This window comes from Treponema pallidum subsp. pallidum str. Nichols (assembly GCF_000410535.2).
Lineage (GTDB): Bacteria > Spirochaetota > Spirochaetia > Treponematales > Treponemataceae > Treponema > Treponema pallidum.
The window spans coordinates 1090938-1113115 of sequence record NC_021490.2 but is presented as its reverse complement, the minus strand read 5'-3'; the positions used below and the strand labels follow the sequence as shown (position 1 = coordinate 1113115).

Annotated in this window: 18 protein-coding genes; 15 read left to right on the top strand and 3 right to left on the bottom strand. The window is 51.5% G+C overall.

All coding sequences use genetic code 11. From position 1 onward, the window contains the following. Positions 1-55 precede the first annotated feature (55 nt). A complete protein-coding gene (rny, locus tag TPANIC_RS05030; protein ID WP_010882462.1) occupies positions 56-1570 on the bottom strand; it encodes a ribonuclease Y in 1515 nt (504 codons plus the stop codon). A gap of 171 nt (positions 1571-1741) precedes the next feature. Between rny and TPANIC_RS05020 the strand changes: the two genes are divergently transcribed. From TPANIC_RS05020 to TPANIC_RS05005, 4 genes are all read left to right on the top strand, one after another. Next, complete coding sequence (locus TPANIC_RS05020; protein ID WP_010882461.1) at positions 1742-3559, top strand: alanine--tRNA ligase; 1818 nt, start codon at positions 1742-1744, stop codon at positions 3557-3559. A 72-nt stretch (positions 3560-3631) separates the two neighbouring features. Then, entirely contained in the window at positions 3632-4717 is a 1086-nt protein-coding gene (locus TPANIC_RS05015; protein WP_010882460.1) for an MOSP complex formation periplasmic protein, TDE1658 family, read from the top strand. Then, entirely contained in the window at positions 4714-5139 is a 426-nt protein-coding gene (gene nusB, locus TPANIC_RS05010; RefSeq protein WP_010882459.1) for a transcription antitermination factor NusB, read from the top strand. Before TPANIC_RS05015 ends, nusB begins: the two co-directional genes overlap by 4 nt. Continuing rightward, positions 5105-7039, top strand: coding sequence for a hypothetical protein (locus TPANIC_RS05005; protein WP_010882458.1), 1935 nt, complete (start codon positions 5105-5107; stop codon positions 7037-7039). The genes nusB and TPANIC_RS05005 overlap by 35 nt, the downstream gene beginning before the upstream one ends. Before the next feature lie 10 nt (positions 7040-7049). On the opposite strand, the gene TPANIC_RS05000 is transcribed toward TPANIC_RS05005, so the two are convergent. Further along, positions 7050-7316 carry a co-chaperone GroES gene (locus TPANIC_RS05000; RefSeq protein WP_010882457.1) on the bottom strand — a complete coding sequence of 89 codons (267 nt, stop codon included), beginning with the start codon at positions 7314-7316 and terminating at the stop codon, positions 7050-7052. Between the two features lie 204 nt (positions 7317-7520). Between TPANIC_RS05000 and TPANIC_RS04995 the strand changes: the two genes are divergently transcribed. The 9 genes from TPANIC_RS04995 to recR all read left to right on the top strand — a co-directional run bounded on the left by TPANIC_RS04995 (position 7521) and on the right by recR (position 18943). Further along, entirely contained in the window at positions 7521-8456 is a 936-nt protein-coding gene (locus TPANIC_RS04995; RefSeq protein WP_010882456.1) for a sigma-70 family RNA polymerase sigma factor, read from the top strand. 34 nt (positions 8457-8490) lie between these two features. Beyond that, the gene (gene pth / locus TPANIC_RS04990; protein WP_010882455.1) at positions 8491-9099 is read left to right on the top strand and encodes an aminoacyl-tRNA hydrolase; all 609 of its coding nucleotides are present in this window, start codon (positions 8491-8493) and stop codon (positions 9097-9099) included. A 125-nt stretch (positions 9100-9224) separates the two neighbouring features. Further along, positions 9225-9674, top strand: coding sequence for a nucleoside-diphosphate kinase (gene ndk, locus TPANIC_RS04985; protein WP_010882454.1), 450 nt, complete (start codon positions 9225-9227; stop codon positions 9672-9674). A 96-nt stretch (positions 9675-9770) separates the two neighbouring features. Then, on the top strand, positions 9771-10841 hold the full coding sequence (locus TPANIC_RS04980; protein WP_010882453.1) for an NAD(P)H-dependent glycerol-3-phosphate dehydrogenase: 1071 nt from the start codon (positions 9771-9773) through the stop codon (positions 10839-10841). Between the two features lie 126 nt (positions 10842-10967). Next, positions 10968-13505 (top strand): ribonucleoside-diphosphate reductase subunit alpha, encoded by a 2538-nt coding sequence (locus TPANIC_RS04975; protein WP_010882452.1) that lies wholly within the window; start codon positions 10968-10970, stop codon positions 13503-13505. A 42-nt stretch (positions 13506-13547) separates the two neighbouring features. Then, positions 13548-14465 (top strand): FAD-dependent thymidylate synthase, encoded by a 918-nt coding sequence (gene thyX, locus TPANIC_RS04970; protein ID WP_010882451.1) that lies wholly within the window; start codon positions 13548-13550, stop codon positions 14463-14465. A gap of 108 nt (positions 14466-14573) precedes the next feature. Then, positions 14574-16487: a DNA topoisomerase (ATP-hydrolyzing) subunit B gene (gene gyrB, locus TPANIC_RS04965; RefSeq protein ID WP_010882450.1), complete on the top strand. Its 1914-nt coding sequence runs from the start codon at positions 14574-14576 to the stop codon at positions 16485-16487. A gap of 58 nt (positions 16488-16545) precedes the next feature. Next, the gene (gene dnaX / locus TPANIC_RS04960; RefSeq protein WP_010882449.1) at positions 16546-18264 is read left to right on the top strand and encodes a DNA polymerase III subunit gamma/tau; all 1719 of its coding nucleotides are present in this window, start codon (positions 16546-16548) and stop codon (positions 18262-18264) included. Positions 18265-18337: 73 nt separating this feature from the next. Further along, a complete protein-coding gene (gene recR, locus TPANIC_RS04955) occupies positions 18338-18943 on the top strand; it encodes a recombination mediator RecR (protein ID WP_010882448.1) in 606 nt (201 codons plus the stop codon). Between the two features lie 22 nt (positions 18944-18965). On the opposite strand, the gene TPANIC_RS04950 is transcribed toward recR, so the two are convergent. Then, entirely contained in the window at positions 18966-20003 is a 1038-nt protein-coding gene (locus TPANIC_RS04950) for a hypothetical protein (RefSeq protein WP_010882447.1), read from the bottom strand. Positions 20004-20110: 107 nt separating this feature from the next. Between TPANIC_RS04950 and TPANIC_RS04945 the strand changes: the two genes are divergently transcribed. Then, a complete protein-coding gene (locus TPANIC_RS04945) occupies positions 20111-20866 on the top strand; it encodes a DUF2259 domain-containing protein (protein WP_014342691.1) in 756 nt (251 codons plus the stop codon). Between the two features lie 13 nt (positions 20867-20879). After that, on the top strand, positions 20880-22061 hold the full coding sequence (locus TPANIC_RS04940) for a hypothetical protein (RefSeq protein WP_010882445.1): 1182 nt from the start codon (positions 20880-20882) through the stop codon (positions 22059-22061). Positions 22062-22178 lie beyond the last annotated feature (117 nt).

Sequence of the window (22178 nt, the reverse complement as noted above, 5' to 3'; positions counted from 1 at the left end):
CAGCCGATGCAAACCTGCACGGACGCCCGTGCACTCTCTCCCCTCTCCCTGAGGCTCAGCGGGCATACTCCACGACGCGCGTTTCTCGAATAAGAGTGACCCGGATACGCCCAGGATACTTCAAGTCGCTCTCTATTTTCTTTGCGATGTCACGTCCAAGTGCCTTCACGTCCCTGTCGGGGATTTTATCGTTGTTCACTAAAACACGCAACTCGCGCCCGGCCTGAATAGCGTAGGCTTTCTCTACACCCGAGAACCCCTCAGCAATCGCCTCGAGGTTTTCTAGACGCTTGACGTAGTGATCCACCATTTCACGCCGAGCACCAGGACGCGCAGCAGAGATAGCATCAGCTACCTGAACGAGCCAAGACTCAACACAACACGGCTCTATGTCGTTGTGGTGAGAACCAACGGCGTTTACCACTCGCGGGTCCTCATTCATTTTGCGAGCCATCTCCATACCAATTTCTGCGTGGTTGCGGTCTGAATCAGTTTCCACTCCCTTGCCAATATCGTGCAGCAACGCGCCCCTTTTGGCAATGGCAACATCTGCGCCGATTTCCGAGGCGAGCATGGAAGCGAGCAGAGCCACCTCCTTTGAGTGGTAGAGTACATTCTGTCCGTAGCTTGTACGGAAATACAGGCGCCCCAGTGCCCGTACCCCCTCGGGACACATATCGTGAATACCGAGGTCAAACAGCACTTTCTCCCCTTCCTCATAGATTTTTTGAGAAACTTCCTGCGTCACCTTCTGCACAATTTCCTCAATGCGCGCCGGATGGATTCGACCGTCAAGTACAAGACGCTCAAGAGAGATGCGCGCAATCTCTTTGCGTACCGGGTCGAAACAGGAAATGACGACAGCTTCAGGTGTGTCATCTACGACAACGTCAGCACCAGTGAGTGTCTCTAACGCGCGGATATTACGTCCCTCGCGCCCAATGATGCGTCCTTTCATTTCTTCACTGGGTAGATTCACCGTAGAGACGGTCACATCACCGGTGACATCAGCAGTAATACGCTGCATGGTAGTAACGAGGATGTCGCGCGCGCGACGCTCAGCGTTCAAAGCCGCGTCCTCCTCTATCTTGTTGATGAGAGCCTGTGCGTCGTGCTTCGCCTCGTTCTCAAGGTTTTTGATGATGAGATCCCGTGCCTGATTCTGAGTGAGGCCAGAGACACGCTCGAGCTCCTGGCGATAGCGGGCCTCTTCTTGACAGAGGGACTGATCCCGCTGTTTTAGCGATCGTTCTCGAGAATCAAGCTCCCCCGCGCGCGTAGAGAGGGCTTCCTCTTTTTGAAGAAGGCGTCGCTCTGCACGCTGCAGCTCAGCTCTTCGGTCTCTGTCGTCTCGTTCCTGCTGATTTCTTTCGCGAAGGACATATTCTTTTGCTTCAAGGAGAATGCTTTTCTTTTTGGATTCAGCTTCTTTTTGTGCCTCCTGGAGGATACGTTCTGCACGTTGCTCACAGGCGGATAAGTGAAATCTGGCGTAGAGCCAGCGAATGGTCCATCCGAAGGTTAAACCGACAGTAACAAGGACAACACCGATCACAATAGACGTGGTCATGTGTGTGCTCCTTATATTTTTTAAGGGTGCGAAACTGTCTTGCGAGAGGCTAGAGGTGTGTGCGAATTCTGTCAAGGATCTTGTCGCAAGGTTGCTCAGAGAGTCCCCGTTTCTTTTTCCCGTTTAGGGTCAGATGTTGACCGCAGCAGGGAAAAGGCGATAATACCCTCCATGAGCATTCCTATTCGCGCCGATCAGCTACGCTCGCGTTATCTCGCCTTCTTTAGCCAGAAGGCTCATGTGGTTATCTCGGGTAAGTCCCTTGTGCCCGAGCACGATCCTACCGTGCTTTTTACTACTGCTGGCATGCATCCGTTGGTTCCCTATCTTATGGGTGAGCCACATCCGGCTGGTACCCGCTTGGTCAATGCGCAAAAGTGTCTGCGCACCGGTGACATCGATGCGGTGGGCGATAACTCGCATCTGACCTTTTTCGAGATGTTGGGTAACTGGTCGTTGGGCGATTACTTCAAGGAGGAGGCAATCGCGTTCAGCTTTGAATTTCTTACTGGTGCTCCATGGCTCGGCATATCCCCTGACCGGCTTTCGGTGACTGTTTTTGCAGGGGATGAGGCTGTTGCGCGTGATGAGGAATCTGCCGCTATCTGGGAACGACTTGGTATCGCGCGCACCCATATTCATTTTTTACCACGTGCGGATAACTGGTGGGGACCTACGGGGGAAACAGGGCCATGTGGTCCGGATACCGAGATATTCTTTGATACTGGAGTTCCTCCTTGCAGTGTGAGCTGTCGTCCGGGATGTTCTTGCGGCAAGTACGTAGAGATTTGGAATGACGTGTTCATGCAGTATCGTAAGGACGCAGACGGCAGGTACCGGCCGCTTGAACGTTATTGTGTGGACACCGGTATGGGTATTGAACGCACCGTCGCGGTTTTGCAGGGCAAGCGGTCAGTGTATGATACGGAGATCTTTACCCCGCTCCTGGAGCGGATAGGTCAGTTATGTGGGAAGAGGTATGGGTGTCAGGGAGCGCACGACGTATCCATGCGGATTGTATGCGATCATATCCGTGCGGCCACTTTTATCCTCGGCGATCCTGTCCCTGTACGCCCATCTAACGTGGGTGCAGGCTACGTACTGCGCAGAATCATTCGCCGTTCAGTCCGCCACGGAAGGAAGCTCGGTATCGATGGGGAGTTCCTGTCCTCCCTCGCGCGCGTGGTGATTGGGCAATACGCTGCGGTATACCCGGAACTGGAAGAGAAAGCTACGTGTATTGCGCAGGAGCTTGCAAACGAGGAACGTAAGTTCCTCGACGCCCTCAGGAAGGGTGAGGCAGAGTACGAGAGGATGATACCCAAGTTTTTACAGGGGACAGAGCGAGAAATACCTGGGTCAGTTGCCTTTCGGCTATACGATACGTATGGATTCCCCCTTGAGCTGACCGAGGAACTTGCGCGTGAATCGGGTTTACGGGTGGACCGTGCAGGGTTTGACACCGCGTTTCAGGCGCACCAGGCGTGCTCTCGGATCGGTGCACAGCGAGTATTTAAGGGTGGGTTGGCTGATCATTCAGCGGAAACGACAGCGTACCACACGGCGACGCATCTGCTGCACCAGGCATTGCGAGTGGTTCTTGGTACGCACGTGCAGCAAAAAGGCTCAAATATTACGGCAGAACGCCTGCGTTTCGACTTTTCTCACCCAAGACCGATGAGTGCGCAGGAGAAGGTGCAGGTGGAACAGTTGGTGAATGAGCAGATCCGGGCAGACTTGCCGGTGTGCTGTGAAGTGATGTCGCTCGAAGATGCGATGAATTCTGGTGCCGTGGCGTTGTTTGGTGAGAAATACGAATCAACTGTAAAGGTGTACTCCATAGGAACTTTTTCTCGGGAAGTGTGTGGCGGTCCACATGTAGCACGTACCGGGCAGCTCGGGCGGTTTTCTATTCAAAAGGAACAGTCGAGTGCGGCGGGGGTGCGGCGTATTCGCGCGATTCTTGAGAAAAGCGGGGAAAAGTCGTAACTTGCCCTGCTGCGTATAGTTTCTCCGGCGTGTGTGCTGGTGACTGAGTCGCGGTTGTTACGGGGAGTTCTCATGGGCAGATACATAGTTCCCGCTCTGTTGTGCGTGGCGGGTATGGGGTTTGCGCACGCGCAGTCGGCGCTGCAGCCTATCGCCGAAGTGAATTTATTCCGGCGTGAGCCGGTGACGCTCGGACAGATTAAGGCAAGAATTTCTGCGATTGAGAAAGAGATGGGAAAGAAGCTCAGCACTGCTGAGCGTAGACAATTCATGGACAGTCTTATTGACGAAAAGCTTTTTGCTCAAGCGGCAGAAAAGGCGGGTATCCAGGTAACGGATGCTGAAGTGAATCAGTATTTTAATGGAATGCTTTCTCAACAGATTGGACGTGCGGTAACGGAGGCTGAGTTCGCCAATTACGTCAAGGAGAAGCAGAATATCTCGCTCGATCAGTTCATGAAGCAGCAAAACGGCATGACTATGGCAGAATACAAAAAGTTTCTAAAGACGCAGGTGAGCACGCAGCGCTACGTGGCACAAAAGAAGGCAGACGAGTTTCGGAATTTGAAGGGACCTGAGGACTCTCAAATCCGTTCCTACTACGAGCTTAATAAACAGGCCTTTTTCCGCCCTGACACGGTTAAGTTGTTTCTTATTTCTGTCCCGAAGGGTTCAGGTCCTGCTGCTGCAAAGGCGAAAGCGCAAGAGTTTGTTAAGAAACTTAAAAGTTCCGGTGTCAAAGCCACGGCTGACATTAAGAGTAAGGCAAATGGTGCACAGGCGGGTTACTCTGCCGGGGAAATATACCTGGGGAAGACTGCGGTTACTGCCACGCAGCTTGGTCTGACGATGGAGGCGTTGCTTGAAATTTTTGGCATGGGAGTTGGTGCTGTTTCGGACGTGAATGAAACGGCTAATGACTATCAGTGCTTCATAGTTTTGAAGAAAGAGGAAGCGAAGATCCTAACGCTCAGCGATTTGGTGGAGCCTGACAAGACCGTCTCGCTTTACGAGTTTATCAAGAATCTTCTTACTTCCCAAATCCAACAAAAAGCGCTCGAGGACGCTATCCGGGAAGTGTCGGCGGAGCTGAGGAAGTCTGGTACCTATAAGGTATTCTTGGCTGACGCAGAGCTCGGCAAGGTGCTCGACTGGTGAGTGAAGTATTCCCAAAGATAGGGAGGAGGCGCGCTCGGATTCTGGCTTTTCAGGCTCTCTTTGCCTGGGACGCGGCGGGCATCACGCCGGAGACGTTAACTCAGTTTACTTGGTTGCGGAGAAACCCGCCTCCTTCTACCCAGGATTTGGGGTTTTCCCGACTCCTCTTTCTCGGTACGCTCGAGCACCTGCGGGAAATTGACGGTTGTGTGAGTTCACGGTTGGAACACTGGGATTTTGTGCGTTTGAACAAGGTGGACAAGGCCATCCTGCGCCTAAGTGCGTATTCGCTACTCTTTCAAAAAGACATTCCCCCCGTCGTCGTTATACACGAGGCGGTCAGTATCGCTCGGGATTTCGGTACGGACGACTCCTTCCGCTTTGTAAATGGTGTGCTCGATAACATTGCTAAAAGTGCGTAGTAAGCGCCACCTCCTCTCTTACCTTGGAGTAGTTGGGGTGGGTATTGCTGGGCTATGCATCTATCGCTCCGTTTGGGGGAGTCGGCCCTTTTTGGAGAGACTTGCGCGTGCAGATAGTCTGATTGCTCAGGAGCGCAAAGGCGCAGCCTTGCGCGGTCTTGCGCGTATGGTGGGACACGCGCGAGAGTCGTCGCAGTATCTGAGTATTGCCAAGCGTCAGATGGAACTCTCAGCCTCCGCTGCGGCACTGCGTACACTCCAGCGTGGCATACGAAGAAGTGCAGATGATGGCAGGCTTGCTGCATTGGTGATACATCTTCTCCTGCGGGAGGCTCGTTTCGAGGAAGCAATCTCCTATGTCCCCCGGGTGGTGCACAAGGGATATGAGAGTATTGGCGCAGAGGCACTGATAAAGGCTGCTCTCATAGGTTCGCGCACAGGAGGTGACTCTCCATCTCGGGGCTCTTTTCACAGTGAGAGAGCCGAGCACGTGCCAGAGGAGCCTGTTGAGTTTTCTCAGGTTCAGGGGGGTAGAGATCAAGCGCACGTGACGGCGTTCCCTCTTGACCGGGGAGAAGAGCAGTTTCGTGTAGAACCGTCGCCGCCAATACGGCATACAACTGGCATCGCACTTGCCCGCATTGCTCCTGCGCTTTGGCTTGCAGCCTTTGGTGTCACTGGTATGCATGCCTTTCTCCAGAATGCCGCGTGTGCGTACGCCCGCGTGGGGGAGTTGCATGCTGCGTTCCGTCTGTACTCCCGTATACTGGGTACTGAGGCACCGGAGAATACGGCATTCTGGGCCACAGTCGCCTATGACGCAGGACAGTTTTCTTTGGTCTTTGAGTTGCTCCCCATAAGTCTTGCACGTGCAGATTTGTTCGGTACGTACTCTGCCGCCTCGACGCACGCCCGTACTCACTTGCTGTTAGCGGCAGATGCCGCTTTCGATGGAGGGGATAGAGCGCGTGCACGTGCTTTTTGGTACGCGTACGTTGACCGTTTTCCTGGAACATCCACACATGCACTCTACAATCTAGCACTCACTGCTCCTCATGCACAGGAGCGTGTTCGGATGCTCGCGCAGTGTGTTGAGGGGGATAAAACGTACTATCCTGCCGTTGCGTGCTATGCGCGAGAGAGCATTGCCTTTCGTGCAGCACACAGACAGCGCGATTCTGTTACGGAATTGCTCTCTGAAAGGGGGGTGTATTCTGTGCAGATGGAACAGGAGCACTTTTTGTCTCCCCATTTTCCTGTGGAGGCTCGGTCATTGCTGGCGGAATTAGCACAAGAGGCGATGCATGGGCGGGCAGATGTGCGTTTTGCATTGGAATACTTTCGTTTTTGTTATCCTGCACAAAAGAGACTACAGGGCAGTCGGGGCGCGCTGTGGCAGTTGCTTGAAGTCTTCCCTGTGGACACACAGGTGCGTCGGTATGCACGTTGGTTCTTTTTTCGAATTGGGGAATATGAGTCAGCGTTTGGTCTCAGTGATGCAGGAGGTGGTCCTGAGGATGCTTTCTATCGGGCACTTGCTGCAGCTTCTCGTACGGGGAGGGTGGAGAGTATCCTCGGGGGCTTGGTGGAAGCGACACGCGCTGTGGAAGCGCGCAGCGCAGCGTTCGCAAACATAGCGATAGTGCTTGAGCGGATGGGCAAGAAAACCGCGGCTGCAGAACACTTTGTGCTTGCGGCAGACGAAGCAACGCGCGAATCAGTACGACAACTTCAAAAGGAGGCGGGAGAGGGGGAGGCCGAAGAACATCCTCGAGCGCGCCCGGCGGCGGGGAAAGCACAGCGCTGGAGAGAATGGTACCAGCGTGCAGGACAACTTTTGCAGCAACAGGGAAAGACGGTGGCCGCGCGTGCACTGCTCCAGCGCGCGCAAGCCCGTTAAAGAGATGAAACTACTCGATGACAGCTAGGATATCAGCACCCTTGAGCAGCAGGTGCTCCTCTCCATCAATCTTTACTGGGTTTCCGGCATATTTATCGTGCATGACACGCTGACCCACCGAAACTTTTATCTTTTCCGAGTCAGAACCAACAGCAATGACGGTACCGCTTTGCATCTTCTCCTGCGCAGTGTCCGGGATGATGATTCCAGAAGCAGTCTTAGTTTCCGATTTATCAGTTTTTACCAGGACACGGTCCGCGAGCGGTATAATTTTCATGCGTTCCTCCTCATAACGAGTCATATCTTCACGTTTGCGCCGTATGCCTACACGCACCGCGCGGGGCGCATTCTATACATTTCCTTTTGAAGAATCAAGAGAACTGTAGCGCGCCGTGGGAAAGGGAGGTATGCACAGAGGGTCCAGTGGCGTGATAGGGACACCGAACAGATCTCCTCTGGTTTATCGTAAATGGCATGATATTTGCTGAGTATATGGTACGTACCTTTCGAACAAAAGGAGTACTCTGTGAGACAAATGCAGTTCCGCCACGATGAGAATACTCTCACGGCATATTTGAATGACCTGAAACGGATACCGCTCATGAACGAAAAGGAAGAATATGCATGTGCATGTGCTGCCTATGCCGGGGATGCGCAAGCTAAAAACGCGCTCGTGCGTGCAAACGTACGCTTTGTTATCAGTGTTGCCAGGCATTACCGCACGTGTGGCTTACCCCTTGCCGATCTTATCAGTGAAGGCAATATTGGTCTTTTGACGGCTGCCGAGCGGTTCAATCCAGCAAGGGGGTGTCGCTTTATTTCTTACGCTGCCTGTTGGATTCGCCAGTCTATCCTCAAGGCACTGAACGAAAAAGCACGCATCATCCGGTTGCCCGTGAGTCGTATTCGTGCTGCAAAGAGCACGTATGAGTACATACCTCCTGTTACCTCGGTGAATGTTGGTATATCGAAAACACAGGGAGGCAACAGATATGGCAAAAGGCGTGCAACGATGTGCCGAGCTGTGCCAACAGTGGAAGAAGTTCACATCTGGCACACGCCGCTATCTCTAGATGCTCCGCTTGGAGCCTCGGGAAGTCGTGGTGAGTCTGGGGATGTTGATGGACTGCGTATAGGTGACTGCGTGCCGGACGATCTTTACGCGCAGCCTGAGGAGCATATGCTTGCATGTGCATTGCAAGCTGATATTGCAAAGATTTTACGACTTTTGCCTGCGCGTGATGCGCAGGTCATCCGCTATCGATTTGGACTTGGCGGGTATGAACGGCGTTCTCTGCAAGAGATTGGAGAAATTTTTCAGATAACAAAGGAGCGCGTTCGCCAAATAGAAAAAAAGGCTTTGTTGCGTATCCGTAGCTGTGCCCGTCAACACAGACTGGATTCCTACATAGCGTAGACATCAGAGGCGTATGAAATAGGAGCAGGACGCGTTGGGCATACAACTTATAGTGTTTTTAGGAAATCCTGGTGCAGAGTACGAAGAAACGCGGCACAATGCTGCATGGTTGCTTTTAACGTACCTTTTCCCATCCATCGTGCTTCCTTGGCGATGCGGATGTCGGGGGTCGATTGCGCGTATTGAAGGGTTTGAAGGGTCAAGCGAAGAAGTTTGGCTTTTGAAACCGCTGACTTATATGAACCGTTCTGGGAAAAGCGTAGGGGCAGCATGTGCCTTTTTGCAGACGGATGCGAAGCAGCTCTTAGTAGTGCACGATGAATTAGAATTACCGTTCGGTGTGGTGAGTTTAAAACAAGGCGGAGGGCTTGGAGGACACAATGGGTTGCGCTCTATCAAGGAAGTGCTTGGTACCGCAGATTTTTGGCGGTTGCGCATAGGCATCGGGCGTCCACCCAGTGAGAGTGTGAATATAGCGCAGTACGTCCTCTCTGCCTTTTACCCGGCAGAGATGGCTGCATTCCCAAAGCTGGGGCGTGCCACGCGAGATCTTCTGTGTCAGCTTGTAGTAACAGATCAGGCAGCGACAGTCACCTTACTCAGTGCGTGGAGAAAAAAACGGTTGCTGTCTTTATGCGAATAAGGACAGGGTGACTCACCATACGGTGAAGGAAGGGTAAAAAGAGAAAGTGTGGGGAGGACTTGCATAAAGAAAGAATGGTGGGTACGCTGGCGCGCCACGTGTATTAGCTAGGACGAGGAAATCATATGGCATTTGAAACAACTTTCGTCATGCTTAAGCCGGGTGTTCTTCAACGTAGACTGGTAGGGGAGGTTTTGAGTCGCTTCGAGCGCAAAGGGCTCGTGCTGACTGCGCTCAGGCTGTTGTGCGTCGATACAGCTACTGCGGAGTTGCATTACGCGGAGCATCGCGAGAAGCCTTTTTATCCTTCGCTTATCGCTTATATTACGAGCGCACCGGTGGTTGCACTCGCATTCAAGGGGGAGAATGCTATCAGTCTTGTGCGCACGCTTTGTGGCTCTACGCGTGTGGAGCACGCTCAACCGGGAACGATTCGTGGTGATTTTGCGCTACGCACCACTACTAATATTGTCCATGCTTCTGATTCTCCCGAGAGCGCTGCACGAGAACTAGCGCTCTACTTTTCTGCGCAAGATTTTGTTGAATGGCGTGACGGGAATTACGATTTTTTCTAAAAAGTTTAGGGTCTGCGGTGCGTGTTCTTTTTCGATACGGTGATCATGTTTCCTCTTGCTGAAGAAAGGTGAGGATCAGGGGAGGGGTTAGGAATCATGGCTTCGATTGCAATACTCGGTGGAGGGGCATGGGGCACGGCGCTTGCTGCGTCTCTCACCGTAAACGGTCACACCGTAATGCTGTGGGCCCGTCGTAGGCAGACGTGCGATGCTATCAATGCACGAAACGAAAATGTTCAGTATCTGCCGGGCATTACGTTGCCCGCAGCCTTGTGTGCCTCTCCCGATATGGCATATGTCTGTGCCGGCGCGGATCTTATTGTATTAGCGGTTCCTTCGTGCTATTTGGCTGAAGTAGCTGCGCTTATGAATACCACTCCTCGTTTTCAGAGGTTGCGTACTGCTGCCGTAGGACAGGAATATCCCCTTATTGGTATTTTGACAAAAGGATTTATTCCGGATCAGGAAGGGATGCCTCATCTAATTACCGATGCGCTGGGTGCGTTGTTGCCGTCTGGGGCGCACGGGCAGCTCGTGTATATTTCGGGTCCAAGCCATGCACAGGAGGTAGCGCAGGGAAAGGTGACCGGACTTATTGCAGCGAGCCAAAATCCTATGGCGGCCATTCGGGTGCGGGAATTGCTGCGCTCGAAGAGGGTGCAGGTGTATTCCAGTCTTGATGTTGTTGGGGTGCAAGTGTGTGCAGCGGTAAAAAACGTGATTGCCATTGCATTTGGTCTTTTGGATGCGATGGCTGAGCATTCTGAAGCTTTTGGGGACAATACAGAGTCGATGCTGCTCGCAGCGGGCTTGAATGAAATTCAAACCATTGGAAAACAGTTGGGTTCTACACATCCTGAAACATTCACATCGCTTGCAGGAATAGGAGATTTGGATGTGACGTGTCGCAGCGCGTATGGACGCAACCGACGTTTCGGACGCGACATAGTGCATAAGGGGATCCTTGATTCCTTTTCTGGAATACAGGATCTCGTGAGTCGTTTGCCCGAAGTAGGGTATCTGGCGGAAGGGGTAGTTGCCTGTATGCATGTGCAGCGCCTGGCTGAGCGGGATCGGTTGAAGGTTCCAATTTGCGCGGGACTGTACGCTATTTTAAATCGGGAAAAGGGTGCTGACACCTTTATGCAAGAGATTCTTGGTTGGTAGCACGGGGGTGTTTTCTTCCGCGCGTCTCTGTGGGGGAAGCGTAAAGAACGAGTCTAGGAGTGGAAGTGAGAACTCTTACCCAAATGTTATTTTTGGCCCATAATCCGCGTTCGGACGGAGAGATATATGCATATCATCAAGCGAAATGGCGAACCGCAACCTTACATGCGCGAGAAAATAATTGTTGCTATCAGTGCTGCTTTTAGAAGTGTCCAGAATCCTCTTGCTCCTGAAGTTCCTGCTATCATCACAGATCTTGCCGCGGAGGTTGAGCGACAGCTTTTTGAGATGAACCGTGCGGGCGTTCCTGTTCACGTGGAAAAGATTCAGGACTTTGTCGAAAAGACTCTTACCAAATACAATCACAGCGATGAAGTGAAGAGTTTTATCCTGTACCGTGACGATCGCACAAAAAAGCGTATTGCAAGAGAACAGATTGCGTGCTGTTTTACTGACTCTTCAGTGCTCGGTGTACTGAAAGAAATCCAACAAGACTTTCCGTTTCCTGAGTACAGTCTCGATGCACTCGCCAGTAAGTTCCTGCTCTTTAAAAAAGAAGTTACGGACGAGCGTCGGAGTATGCAACTGCTTATTAAGGCAGCGGTGGAACTGACTGCCCAAGAGGCTCCCCAGTGGGAGCTTATTGCTGCGCGCTTGCTTATGCTCGACTTTTCACTCGCGCTAGGAACATCTTTGGAAAAGTTAAATATTCACTCCTTCTACGAGAAAATAACTTATCTTGAAGAGGCCGGTCTATATGGGGTGTACATCCGCACGCACTATAGTCGGGCAGAAATTGAGGAAGCTGCCACGTATCTTGAGTGTAGTCGCGATAAATTGTTTACGTACAGCAGTCTGGATATGATTCTGCGTCGCTATGTGATCAGAACGCGTGCGCATGTACCTCTTGAAACTCCTCAGGAGATGTTTCTCGGTATTGCACTGCATCTAGCGATGAATGAAACCCAAGATCGTATGCAATGGGTAAAACGCTTTTATACAGTCCTCAGCAAGTTGCAGGTTACGGTCGCAACACCTACGCTTTCAAACGCGCGCAAACCTTTTCATCAACTTTCCTCGTGTTTCGTTGATACGGTGCCAGATTCGCTCGACGGTATCTACCGCAGCATCGACAATTTTTCCCAGGTATCTAAGTTTGGGGGAGGGATGGGGCTGTACTTTGGAAAAGTGCGTGCGGTAGGCGCTCCCATTCGGGGGTTCCAGGGTGCTGCAGGTGGTATTCTCCGTTGGATTAAGCTCGCCAATGATACTGCAGTTGCAGTAGATCAACTAGGAGTACGCCAAGGCTCGGTGGCAGTGTATTTGGATGTATGGCACAAGGATATTCCGGAATTTTTGCAATTACGGACTAATAATGGGGATGACCGCATGAAAGCACATGACGTATTTCCTGCGGTCTGTTATCCAGATTTGTTCTGGAAGACAGTACGCGATAATTTGGGGGCGTCGTGGTATTTAATGTGTCCGCATGAGATTCTTACGGTGAAAGGCTATGCTTTGGAGGATTTTTATGCGGAGGAATGGGAGAAGCGCTACTGGGATTGTGTAAAGGATGCGCGTATCTCTAAGAGGACCATTCCGATTAAGGAGTTGGTGCGCTTGGTGCTAAAATCTGTGGTGGAAACCGGTACTCCCTTTGCGTTTTACCGAGATCATGCAAACCGTGCAAATCCCAATGGGCATCGGGGAATTATTTACTGTTCTAATTTGTGTACTGAAATTGCGCAGAACATGAGCGCTATTAATTTAGTAAGCGTAAAAATCACCGAGGTTGATGGACAAAAGGTAGTGGTGCAGACAACGCGGCCGGGGGATTTTGTTGTATGTAACCTCGCGTCGTTGGTGCTGAGCAATATTGACCTTTCAGATGATAAGGAGTTGCGCGAGGTAGTGCGTGTGGCGGTACGTGCATTAGACAACGTGATCGATTTGACATATTATCCGGTTCCCTATGCACAGGTAACCAATGCGTATTATCGTGCTATTGGTTTAGGTGTTTCAGGCTACCATCACGTGCTTGCCCAGCAAGGAATCGATTGGGAAAGTGATGAACATCTTGCATTTGCGGACAGAATATTTGAGCGCATTAACCGTGCCGCAATTGAAGCGAGTATGACAATCGCGCGCGAGAAGGGTGCGTATGGGTGTTTCACTGGGAGCGATTGGTGTACCGGTGCGTATTTTCGCAAACGCGGCTATGTCTCTGAAGACTGGCAACGTTTGCAGCGTGAGGTAGCAACACATGGGATGCGCAACGGTTACTTACTTGCAGTCGCGCCAACTAGTTCTACGTCTATCATTGCAGGGACCACTGCGGGTGTAGATCCTATTATGAAGCAGTATTTCCTCGAGGAAAAGAAAGGCATGCTAATGCCACGCGTAGCTCCTTCTCTTTCGCAGAAGACCTGTCCACTGTATAAAAGTGCACACGCAGTGGAGCAGCGTTGGAGTATCCGTGCTGCGGGTCTGCGGCAACGACATATTGACCAGGCACAGTCAGTGAATCTGTACATTACAACGGACTTTACACTGAAGCAGGTTCTAGATTTGTACGTGTATGCGTGGGAAGTAGGAATGAAGTCACTATACTACGTACGAAGCCAGTCGCTCGAAATAGATTTGTGTGGGTATTGTGCCTCGTAGGAGCGTGCTTGCATAACACTGTCCACTGTGTAGGCTTTCTTTGTGACGTTGCGTACGCTTCAAGCCGGTGTGGCGGTCAGTATCGCTCTGGATCGTGTGTGCTTTTTCTGTTATAACGGGGCGGTGGCACACTGTGTAGTAGAAGCTGCCGAAGATATTTTGGACCGGCGTTTTTCTGTATTGGATAAGGGTTTCGTGCGTTTGATAGATTACCTGGGAGGGGATGCACGCATTGTGCAGGCAGCGCGTGTTTCTTACGGTGCGGGGACTAGGACTGCGCGTGACGATGCGGCGCTTATCGATTTTCTTTTACGCAATAAGCATACGTCTCCTTTTGAGCAGGTGGTCCTTACCTTCCATGTACGTGCACCGATTTTTGTCGCGCGTCAGTGGATGCGGCATCGCACTGCTCGCATCAGTGAGGTGTCTAGTCGTTATTCGCTTCTTAGTCATGACTGTTATGTTCCGCAGGAAACTTCAGTTGCAGTTCAGTCCACGCGTAACAAGCAGGGCCGCGCGTCCGAAGGTATCTCTCCTGAACAGCAGCAGGAAGTGCGGGCAGCGTTTGAAGCTCAGCAGAAAGCGGCGTGTGCCGCTTACGACGCATTGATTCAAAAGAACATCGCGCGGGAGCTAGCGCGTATTAACGTGCCGCTTTCGCTTTACACCGAGTGGTATTGGCAGATTGATTTACACAATCTTTTTCATTTTTTGCGTTTACGTGCGAGCGCTCATGCGCAAGCAGAGATTCGTGCGTATGCAGAGGTAATCATTGAAATTACCCGTGCAGTTGCGCCGTGCGCTACCGCCTCTTTTGAAAATCATGAAAAAGATGGGGTGCAGTTTTCAGGGCGGGAGTTTGCTGCGCTTAAGGCCTTACTGGCTGGAGAGGGTCTCTCCCTTGAGGGGAAGGAACGTGCGCGCTTTGAAGAAAAATTACGCTCTGGCCTGCAGCAGTAGAAGTCTATAGTGCGCTCGTCTGTGTGAGCAGCAAGAGTATTGCCTTTCTGTGTCTTAAAAAGGTGAATGTGGTCATAGGTATGCTGATGAAAAGGAGAGCGGTCAGTTATGGGGATTGAGTACTCAGCGAGTAGCATTACTGTATTGGAAGGTCTTGAAGCGGTACGCAAGCGTCCGGGGATGTATATCGGCTCTACCGGTCCTAATGGATTGCACCATCTGGTGTACGAGGTGGTGGATAACTGTATCGATGAAGCCATGGCTGGGTACTGTGATCGTATCACCGTGGTGCTCGAACAAGGAAACGTCGTGCGTGTTGAAGACAACGGGCGAGGTATTCCTGTTGACGTGCACCCTCATGAGGGGGTTAGTGCGCTTGAGGTTGTACTTACTAAGTTACATGCGGGGGGGAAGTTTGACAAGAAATCGTATAAGGTGTCGGGTGGACTCCACGGAGTTGGAGTTTCTGTGGTCAACGCGCTGTCGTTGTGGGTAGAAGTGACAGTGTATCGTGATGGTGCTGAGTATTATCAGAAGTTTAATGTGGGGATGCCGCTTGCTCCAGTAGAGAAGCGGGGAGTGTCGGAAAAACGTGGCACTATTATCCGCTGGCAGGCGGACCCATCCATTTTCAAAGAAACGGTGGCCTATGATTTTGACGTACTCCTGACGCGTTTGCGTGAACTTGCTTTTTTGAATAGCACGGTAGTTATTCAGTTGCGTGATGAGCGGTTGGCGACCGCTAAACAGGTTGAATTTGCGTTCGAAGGAGGTATTCGTCATTTTGTCAGTTATTTAAACCGCGGTAAATCAGTTGTGCCCGAACGTCCTCTGTACATTGAGGGATCGAAGTCGGATGTTTTAGTGGAAGTTGCGTTGCAATATCACGATGGTTATACGGAAAACGTGCAGTCATTTGTCAATGATATTAATACCCGTGAGGGGGGCACGCATCTTGAAGGATTTAAGTCGGCACTTACGCGTGTGGCGAACGATTTTTTGAAAAAAAGTCCAAAGCTTGCAAAGAAGATAGAAAGGGAAGAAAAGCTCGTTGGGGAAGATGTGCGTGCTGGATTGACAGTGGTGCTTTCTGTGAAAATTCCTGAACCCCAGTTTGAAGGGCAGACAAAGACGAAGTTGGGAAACAGTGAGGTGCGGGGTATTGTTGATTCTTTGGTGGGGGAGCGTCTGACGCTCTATTTTGAGCAAAATCCAGGTGTGCTTACAAAGATTCTTGAAAAGAGCATTGCAGAGGCGCAGGCGCGTCTTGCAGCACGTCGTGCAAAGGAAGCTGCGCGCAGAAAAAGTGGAATGGATAGTTTTGGGTTGCCGGGAAAGTTGGCCGACTGTTCGCTCAAGGATCCGGCGAAGTGCGAAGTATATATTGTGGAAGGGGATTCTGCAGGAGGTTCGGCGAAAAAAGGACGGGACAGCAAGACACAGGCCATTTTGCCTTTGTGGGGGAAGATGCTGAACGTGGAAAAGACACGTTTGGATAAGGTCTTGCATAACGAAAAATTACAGCCAATTATCGCAACGCTCGGTACAGGTGTTGGCAAGGATTTTGATTTAACAAGGATTCGCTATCATAAAGTGATCATCATGGCGGATGCGGACGTGGATGGCTCTCACATCCGTACGCTTCTTTTAACGTTCTTCTTTCGATACCTGCCGCAAATAATTGAAGCTGGTTACGTATATCTTGCGATGCCGCCTTTGTATCGCATTGCGTGGAGTAAAAAGGAACTGTATGTGTATAGCGACACAGAGCGTGACGAAGCGCTAGAAAGTATCGGTAAAAAAAGTGGTGTCGCTGTGCAGCGTTATAAAGGTCTGGGGGAAATGGATGGCACTCAGCTTTGGGAGACAACTATGAATCCAGTGCGTCGCAAGATGATGCAGGTGGTGCTCTCAGATGCGGTGGAAGCAGACCGGGTGTTTAGTACTCTCATGGGTGAAGATGTCGAACCGCGCCGTAAGTTTATTGAAGAGAATGCAATATATGCGCGTTTGGACGTATGAATGTTTTGTGCATTTGTATTTCCATGTGAGTGGTGCCGTCTGACAGGGGGAAGGATCAGTGGCGTATCAAGTGACGGCAACACGGTATCGGCCGCAACGTTTTCAGCACGTGTTGGGTCAGAAGTTTGTAGTGGCAACACTGCAAAAATCTCTTGAGGAGAACAAAGTTTCTCCTGCGTATTTGTTTTCCGGCCCACATGGGTGTGGTAAGACCAGCTGTGCGCGTATCCTTGCAAAGGCATTGAATTGTGTGCAAAGAGAAGCGTCTGAACCGTGTGGAGAGTGTCCGTCTTGTAGAGAGATTGCCACCGGTACTAATTTAAATGTTATCGAAATTGACGGTGCGTCACACACAGGGGTGGGCGACGTACGTCAGATTAAGGAAGAGATTCTCTTTCCACCTCATGGGACGCGTTACAAGGTTTTTATTATTGATGAGGTGCATATGCTTTCAAACAGTGCCTTTAATGCACTGTTGAAGACAATCGAAGAGCCTCCGCCGTATGTGGTATTTATCTTTGCAACAACGGAGGTGCACAGGATTCCTGCAACGGTAAAAAGTCGCTGTCAACAATTTCATTTTCGTTTGGTAGATACTCAGACGCTTGTTTGTGCGTTGGCGCAAGCTGCCCAGCAGATGCAGATTGCAGTTGAAGACGGAGTACTGTCTTGGATTGCGCGTGAGTCAGCCGGTAGCATGCGAGACGCATATACTTTGTTCGATCAAACCGTGGTGTCTTGCGCAGGGCCGGTAACACTTGAGAACATTCAAAAAAAACTCGGGCTAATGACTGACGACTCACTTGCAGCACTGTTTTCACATTGCTGCCGCAAAGATGCTCGCGCCGCCTTGGAATTGGTAGATGCTTTGGTAAGTTCTGGTGTCTCCGTTGAACAGTGCGTAATCGACTGTGTCCGCTATGCGCGTGCACTGTTGCTTTTCACGCAGGGAATTACAAATGAGTCACTGGTAGGAATAGCGGCAAACCAAGTGCCTGAGTACGTGCGTACCACATGGAATGCGTCGCAGATTGAGCGGGCGCTTGGACTGTTACTGCAACTGTTTCGCGACATTCGTTTTTCAGTAGATCCGCGGTATGAATTGGAGCTCGCAATTTCGCGTTTAGCGTGGTTGAGTGAGTATGTCTCAATTCAAGAAGTACGCGTTGCATTGGATAGTGTGCAGCAGATACTGGACACGCATGCAGTTCCCGGGGTGTGTTCTGCGTCTGTAGGTTCGGACGATGGGGAAACAGGTGTCGTCTCCCCACACGGTATACGTCCCCCTATGTCAACATCAGTATGTACCGTGCGTGCGTTACAAGATGCCTTGGTAGAAAAGTTGCGCGCGTCACACCAGATGTTGGCAACAGCGCTTGGTTCTTCATATTCTTGGCGCGAGGAAGATACTTCTGTGTGCATGTGCGTACGCACGCATTATGAGCGCAGCGTTATCTCTCAGCACGCGTCGCTGCTCAAGGAGTATGCGTCAGAATTACTGGGACGGGAGGTATGCGTTCGCGTACTTCTGGATTCGGTGCCTTCGTCAAAAGTCGCGCCCTCCCATCTTCCTCAGAGTCCTGCCCCATCTGCTCTCTTTACAACTTCTTTGCTTATCTCTGGGCAGGAGTGTGATAGGGTGAGTGGAGATCTGCCTGCACAGGTGAAGCTTCTCTGTGATTGTGTGCAAGGGCACGTGGTGCGTGTGTATGAAGGTACTGCACGGTGTGTACCTGGGGAGGGGAAAATAGCAGGGGCTGTGCGTACTCCGTATTGAGTAGCGACAGACGGGTAGGAAGAGTGCGAAAGCTGTCAGTTCAATATGGGGATTTTGTACCAGGGGATGTGTGATGATACCGGCGATTGAAGAAGTAGTGGAGCATTTATCTCGTCTCCCGGGTATTGGAGTAAAGCTGGCGACGCGCCTTGCCTATCACCTTTTGAAACGTGACCCCGCTGAAGCGCAGGTTCTTGCGCGCGGGATTGCGTGTTTGCATGAGCGCGTATATCGGTGTGTGTGCTGCGGTGCTTTCTGTGAGGGGAGGACCTGCGCGTTGTGCACGGATGCGTCTCGGGACCGAGGCATCATTTGTGTAGTGGAGCGTGCGCAGGACGTGGAAATGATGGCGGGTGTGGGGGAGTATCGGGGTTTATTCCACGTGTTAGGAGGAGTCATTGCACCGCTTGAGGGGGTCGGTCCTGACCAGCTCCGTATTGCGGCGTTGCTGAAACGGTTGCAAGAGAGTTCAGTACGGGAAGTTATTCTGGCGTTGAATCCCACCGTGGAAGGGGATACCACCGCCTTGTATGTGCAAAAAATCCTTGCAAACTTTCCGGTAATAGTAACGCGTCTAGCGTCTGGTATCCCCGTAGGGGGGGACTTAGAATATATCGACCGAACGACATTGGCGCACAGCCTGCGTGGGCGCCGGCCACTTGATTGCTCGGAGGCTTAGAGCATGATCTCTACCGCAGTGACTACTGCCATATGTGTACCCGGTGGACGCTGCGGATAAAGAACACGCTTGCGGTGTTCAGCAAGAAGAGTCCAACGATACAGGCGCTCCACGTGAGTCCGTGTGTGAGCAATCGGTAACCTGCAATCACAAAAGGTAATGCTGCCGCCGCGATGTAGTAATGGGAGATTTGCAACGTGTGGCCGAGCACCCCGTAAGAAAGTGCGCTGAGGACTGCCGTTGTCCAGAAAAACCACCGGTGCCACGCGTGACTCCCGTAGTAGAACGTGAAGTTCCTCTGTGGGGTCACCAGGATCCGTGTTTTTCTGTGGGCGGAGCTGCGCACTTTGAGCGTTTTTTCTTCACCAGTACTATCTATGATAGATCCGGATTCTGAGATCGGCTGTGCCAGCAGTATAGCTCCCTGTGTGCTCTGTGAGGGACGATATGCGTGTATAGTGTGTATCGTAGTGTATCGGCTAATAAGAAACGCCACCGTGCACAGCACAAAGACAACGGCCCCTTCCTGTCGTGTGAGTGTCTTTTTCGCAAAAATGCCACTTGCAAAGAGAGCAAGCAGTGCCAGACTCCGGAAGAACATGACGATTTGCATGGGAACATTCCCTGCGTATGTGGTAAGCGTGCCTGTGTAGAGTATGGGGAGGAAAAGACGGACTCCTTCGAAGTTGAGTGCGCACAGAAAAAGAGAAAAATAGGATATCTCGACCGCATGTGTTTTTTCGAAGCGACGAAGGAGGTAAGTAAGCAAGAGTGGTGCAGAAAGACCCGTACCGAGGATTGCCACCAAGGTACTGCTATTTGAGGGTGCGGTGGACACCGCAGCAAGCGAGCGAGCAGCTGCTTCCGGTAGCAAGAAAGTGAGCACATGCATGAACGCACGGCCAGTGGTGTGTAACAGGGGAGGAACGCGCGCAACGGCAAGTTGTGGGAGTGAACCACCAGATAGCACGAACGCGGCCTGTAAAAGGGAAATGCTGCACAGCAGGGCGGAAAGTACGATGGAGAACGCGACGACTTTGTTTCGTCCAGCGATGGTCACCGGGCCATTGTAGGCGGTGCATGCGTGTTATGTAAAGTTGTGCTGCGATCAGGAGTCTTCTTAAGGAGATTGGCGAAAGGTGCCGAAGCTGCGGGCGCGGAGGACGTATGGGTAGAACAGGATGTGTGGGTAATCGATGCAAACGGATAGGTACTGTGCGTGCGCGTGGCGAGAAGCAAAGGAGAATAGCATGGGTGTGCTATCTGGCAGCGGTGTTTTTGACGTTATGTACGAAGTCTGCCATGGCGGGAGATATCGCGACCTTTGTGAATTTGGGATTTTCTGCGCACGGAAAGACATTTGCCTTTGGACAGCACGGGGTAACTGATGGGTTGTATCAGGCGTATGCGGATATCTATGTGGTGGACGTAGAATCAAACCGTTTTGTGCAGGGAGGGGTAGTGCGCACAACGCCGACGCGAGAAACAAAAGGCAAACGAAGCATGGATGTCTTTCTTGCGTTGCAGAACCGCGCGCAATCTCTCTTGCAACGTGCAGATATTTCTGCGCTGCGTTTGGGGCGTACTCTGTACGTGCAGGCTGAGGATCGGATGGGGGAAGAGACGCTACTGTTTCGAGATTTTAAAACGAATGTAGAATATGTGGTGGTTATGCATGTAGAACGGACAACAGAGCTGGGTGTGTCGTTCTATTTGACGGTTGAAATGACAAGACCGAATGGAAGCAAAGTTTCGCGTGTGGTGGGGCAGCGCGGCTATGTGCGACCGGGGGTGAAAAATTACGCCTTAAAAAAAGTACTTATTAATGAGCAGCAGGACGCTTTGATTTTTGTTGTTGAAAAGCACGGATATGCCCCTGATGGAGCATCAGTTCGGTACATGGTAGAGGCGTGTCGTCTGTAACGGTTATGGGTTCTTGCAATCGTACGAGGGTGGGGTATGGCTTACGTGTGATATAATGGGCGTTAGCCTATTTTTGGTGAGGGAGCATGTCGTCATGTGGGATCTGCATCGTGCTTTATGCGCAGGGTTGTTGAGTGTGCTGCTCTACGGCGGCTGTTCTTCTGCGCGGGACTTTGTACACGTTATGAAAACTGCGGGCAATGAAGTGGCGCTTGTGCATTACGCGTTGCAAGGTGATTGCATTGTGTTTGGTTTTCGCGGTGAGGTATCTGATGTAGTTGCGCGCGTATATCGCGCAGAGGGTGTTGTTTCAGAGGAAATGAGCGATGAGCTGTTGCAGTCCTTTACAGACGAAATCCCCTCTGCACTTTCACGCATTGCGGTGCCTGCAGCGTATCAGGAGTCTGTGGATGCAGCCCGTGAGCGCCTTTCGTTTTTCGCAGTGCGCTTTTTACAAAAGCCGCACGTGGGGCAGCAGGTGGTATTGCGTGGTAGTGCGCAGGACGTGGCGCACCAGAAGCATGATTTTGTGCTTCCTTTTGAGGGGATAAATACACAGCCTGCGCGTTTAGAAATCAGCGAAGTCCGTCCCCTTTATGGGAATAAACGCTCGGAATTTGTGGAATTGCTTGTCGTGGAATCCGGTAATTTGCTGGGAATTACTATCACAAATGTAGGTGGCAAGGGGAATCGCTGCGACTATCATTTTCCTGCAGCCCAGGTGCGGGTAGGAGAGCGTGTGGTATTACATTGGCGTAAGCAGGATCCTGCTTCGTGTGATGAACTGTCTGCTGAAACGGTATCGGCAGGTTCGCAGGCCTGTGCGCGTGCACGCGATTTTTGGGGGCAGGAACGCTCAATCCCAGGGCGTAACCCAAACGCAATCGTAGTGAAAGAATCTGCCAACGGAAAGATACAGGATGCGCTGCTATTCTTTAATACCCACGTAAAAAAGGGAAAGGCGCCGACGTTTCGCTGGGCTTTTCCAGAAATTGAAGCTGCCTCGCGGCTTGCATTGGAGCAAGGGGCGTGGCTGAGCACGCACGAGCACTTCCCTCTAAGAGAGAGTCACTTTTTTCAGTGCGATTTGACGCCAGCGAAGAGTATCGCGTTAAAGCGCAAACGGGGCGCAGGCCGATCTGCGGCAGATTGTTTTGTGCTAAAAAAAGCAACGATGGGGTTGCCAAATCAATAGCTCTTCAGGGTGCTGCTAACTTCAGCAAATTGATCGTGTCGGCACCCTGCTTAGGTCTTGGCGCTTGCTCTGAAACCAAAAGCTTGTCGGGTTCTACAGCGGCCGCTTTTGCGTGTC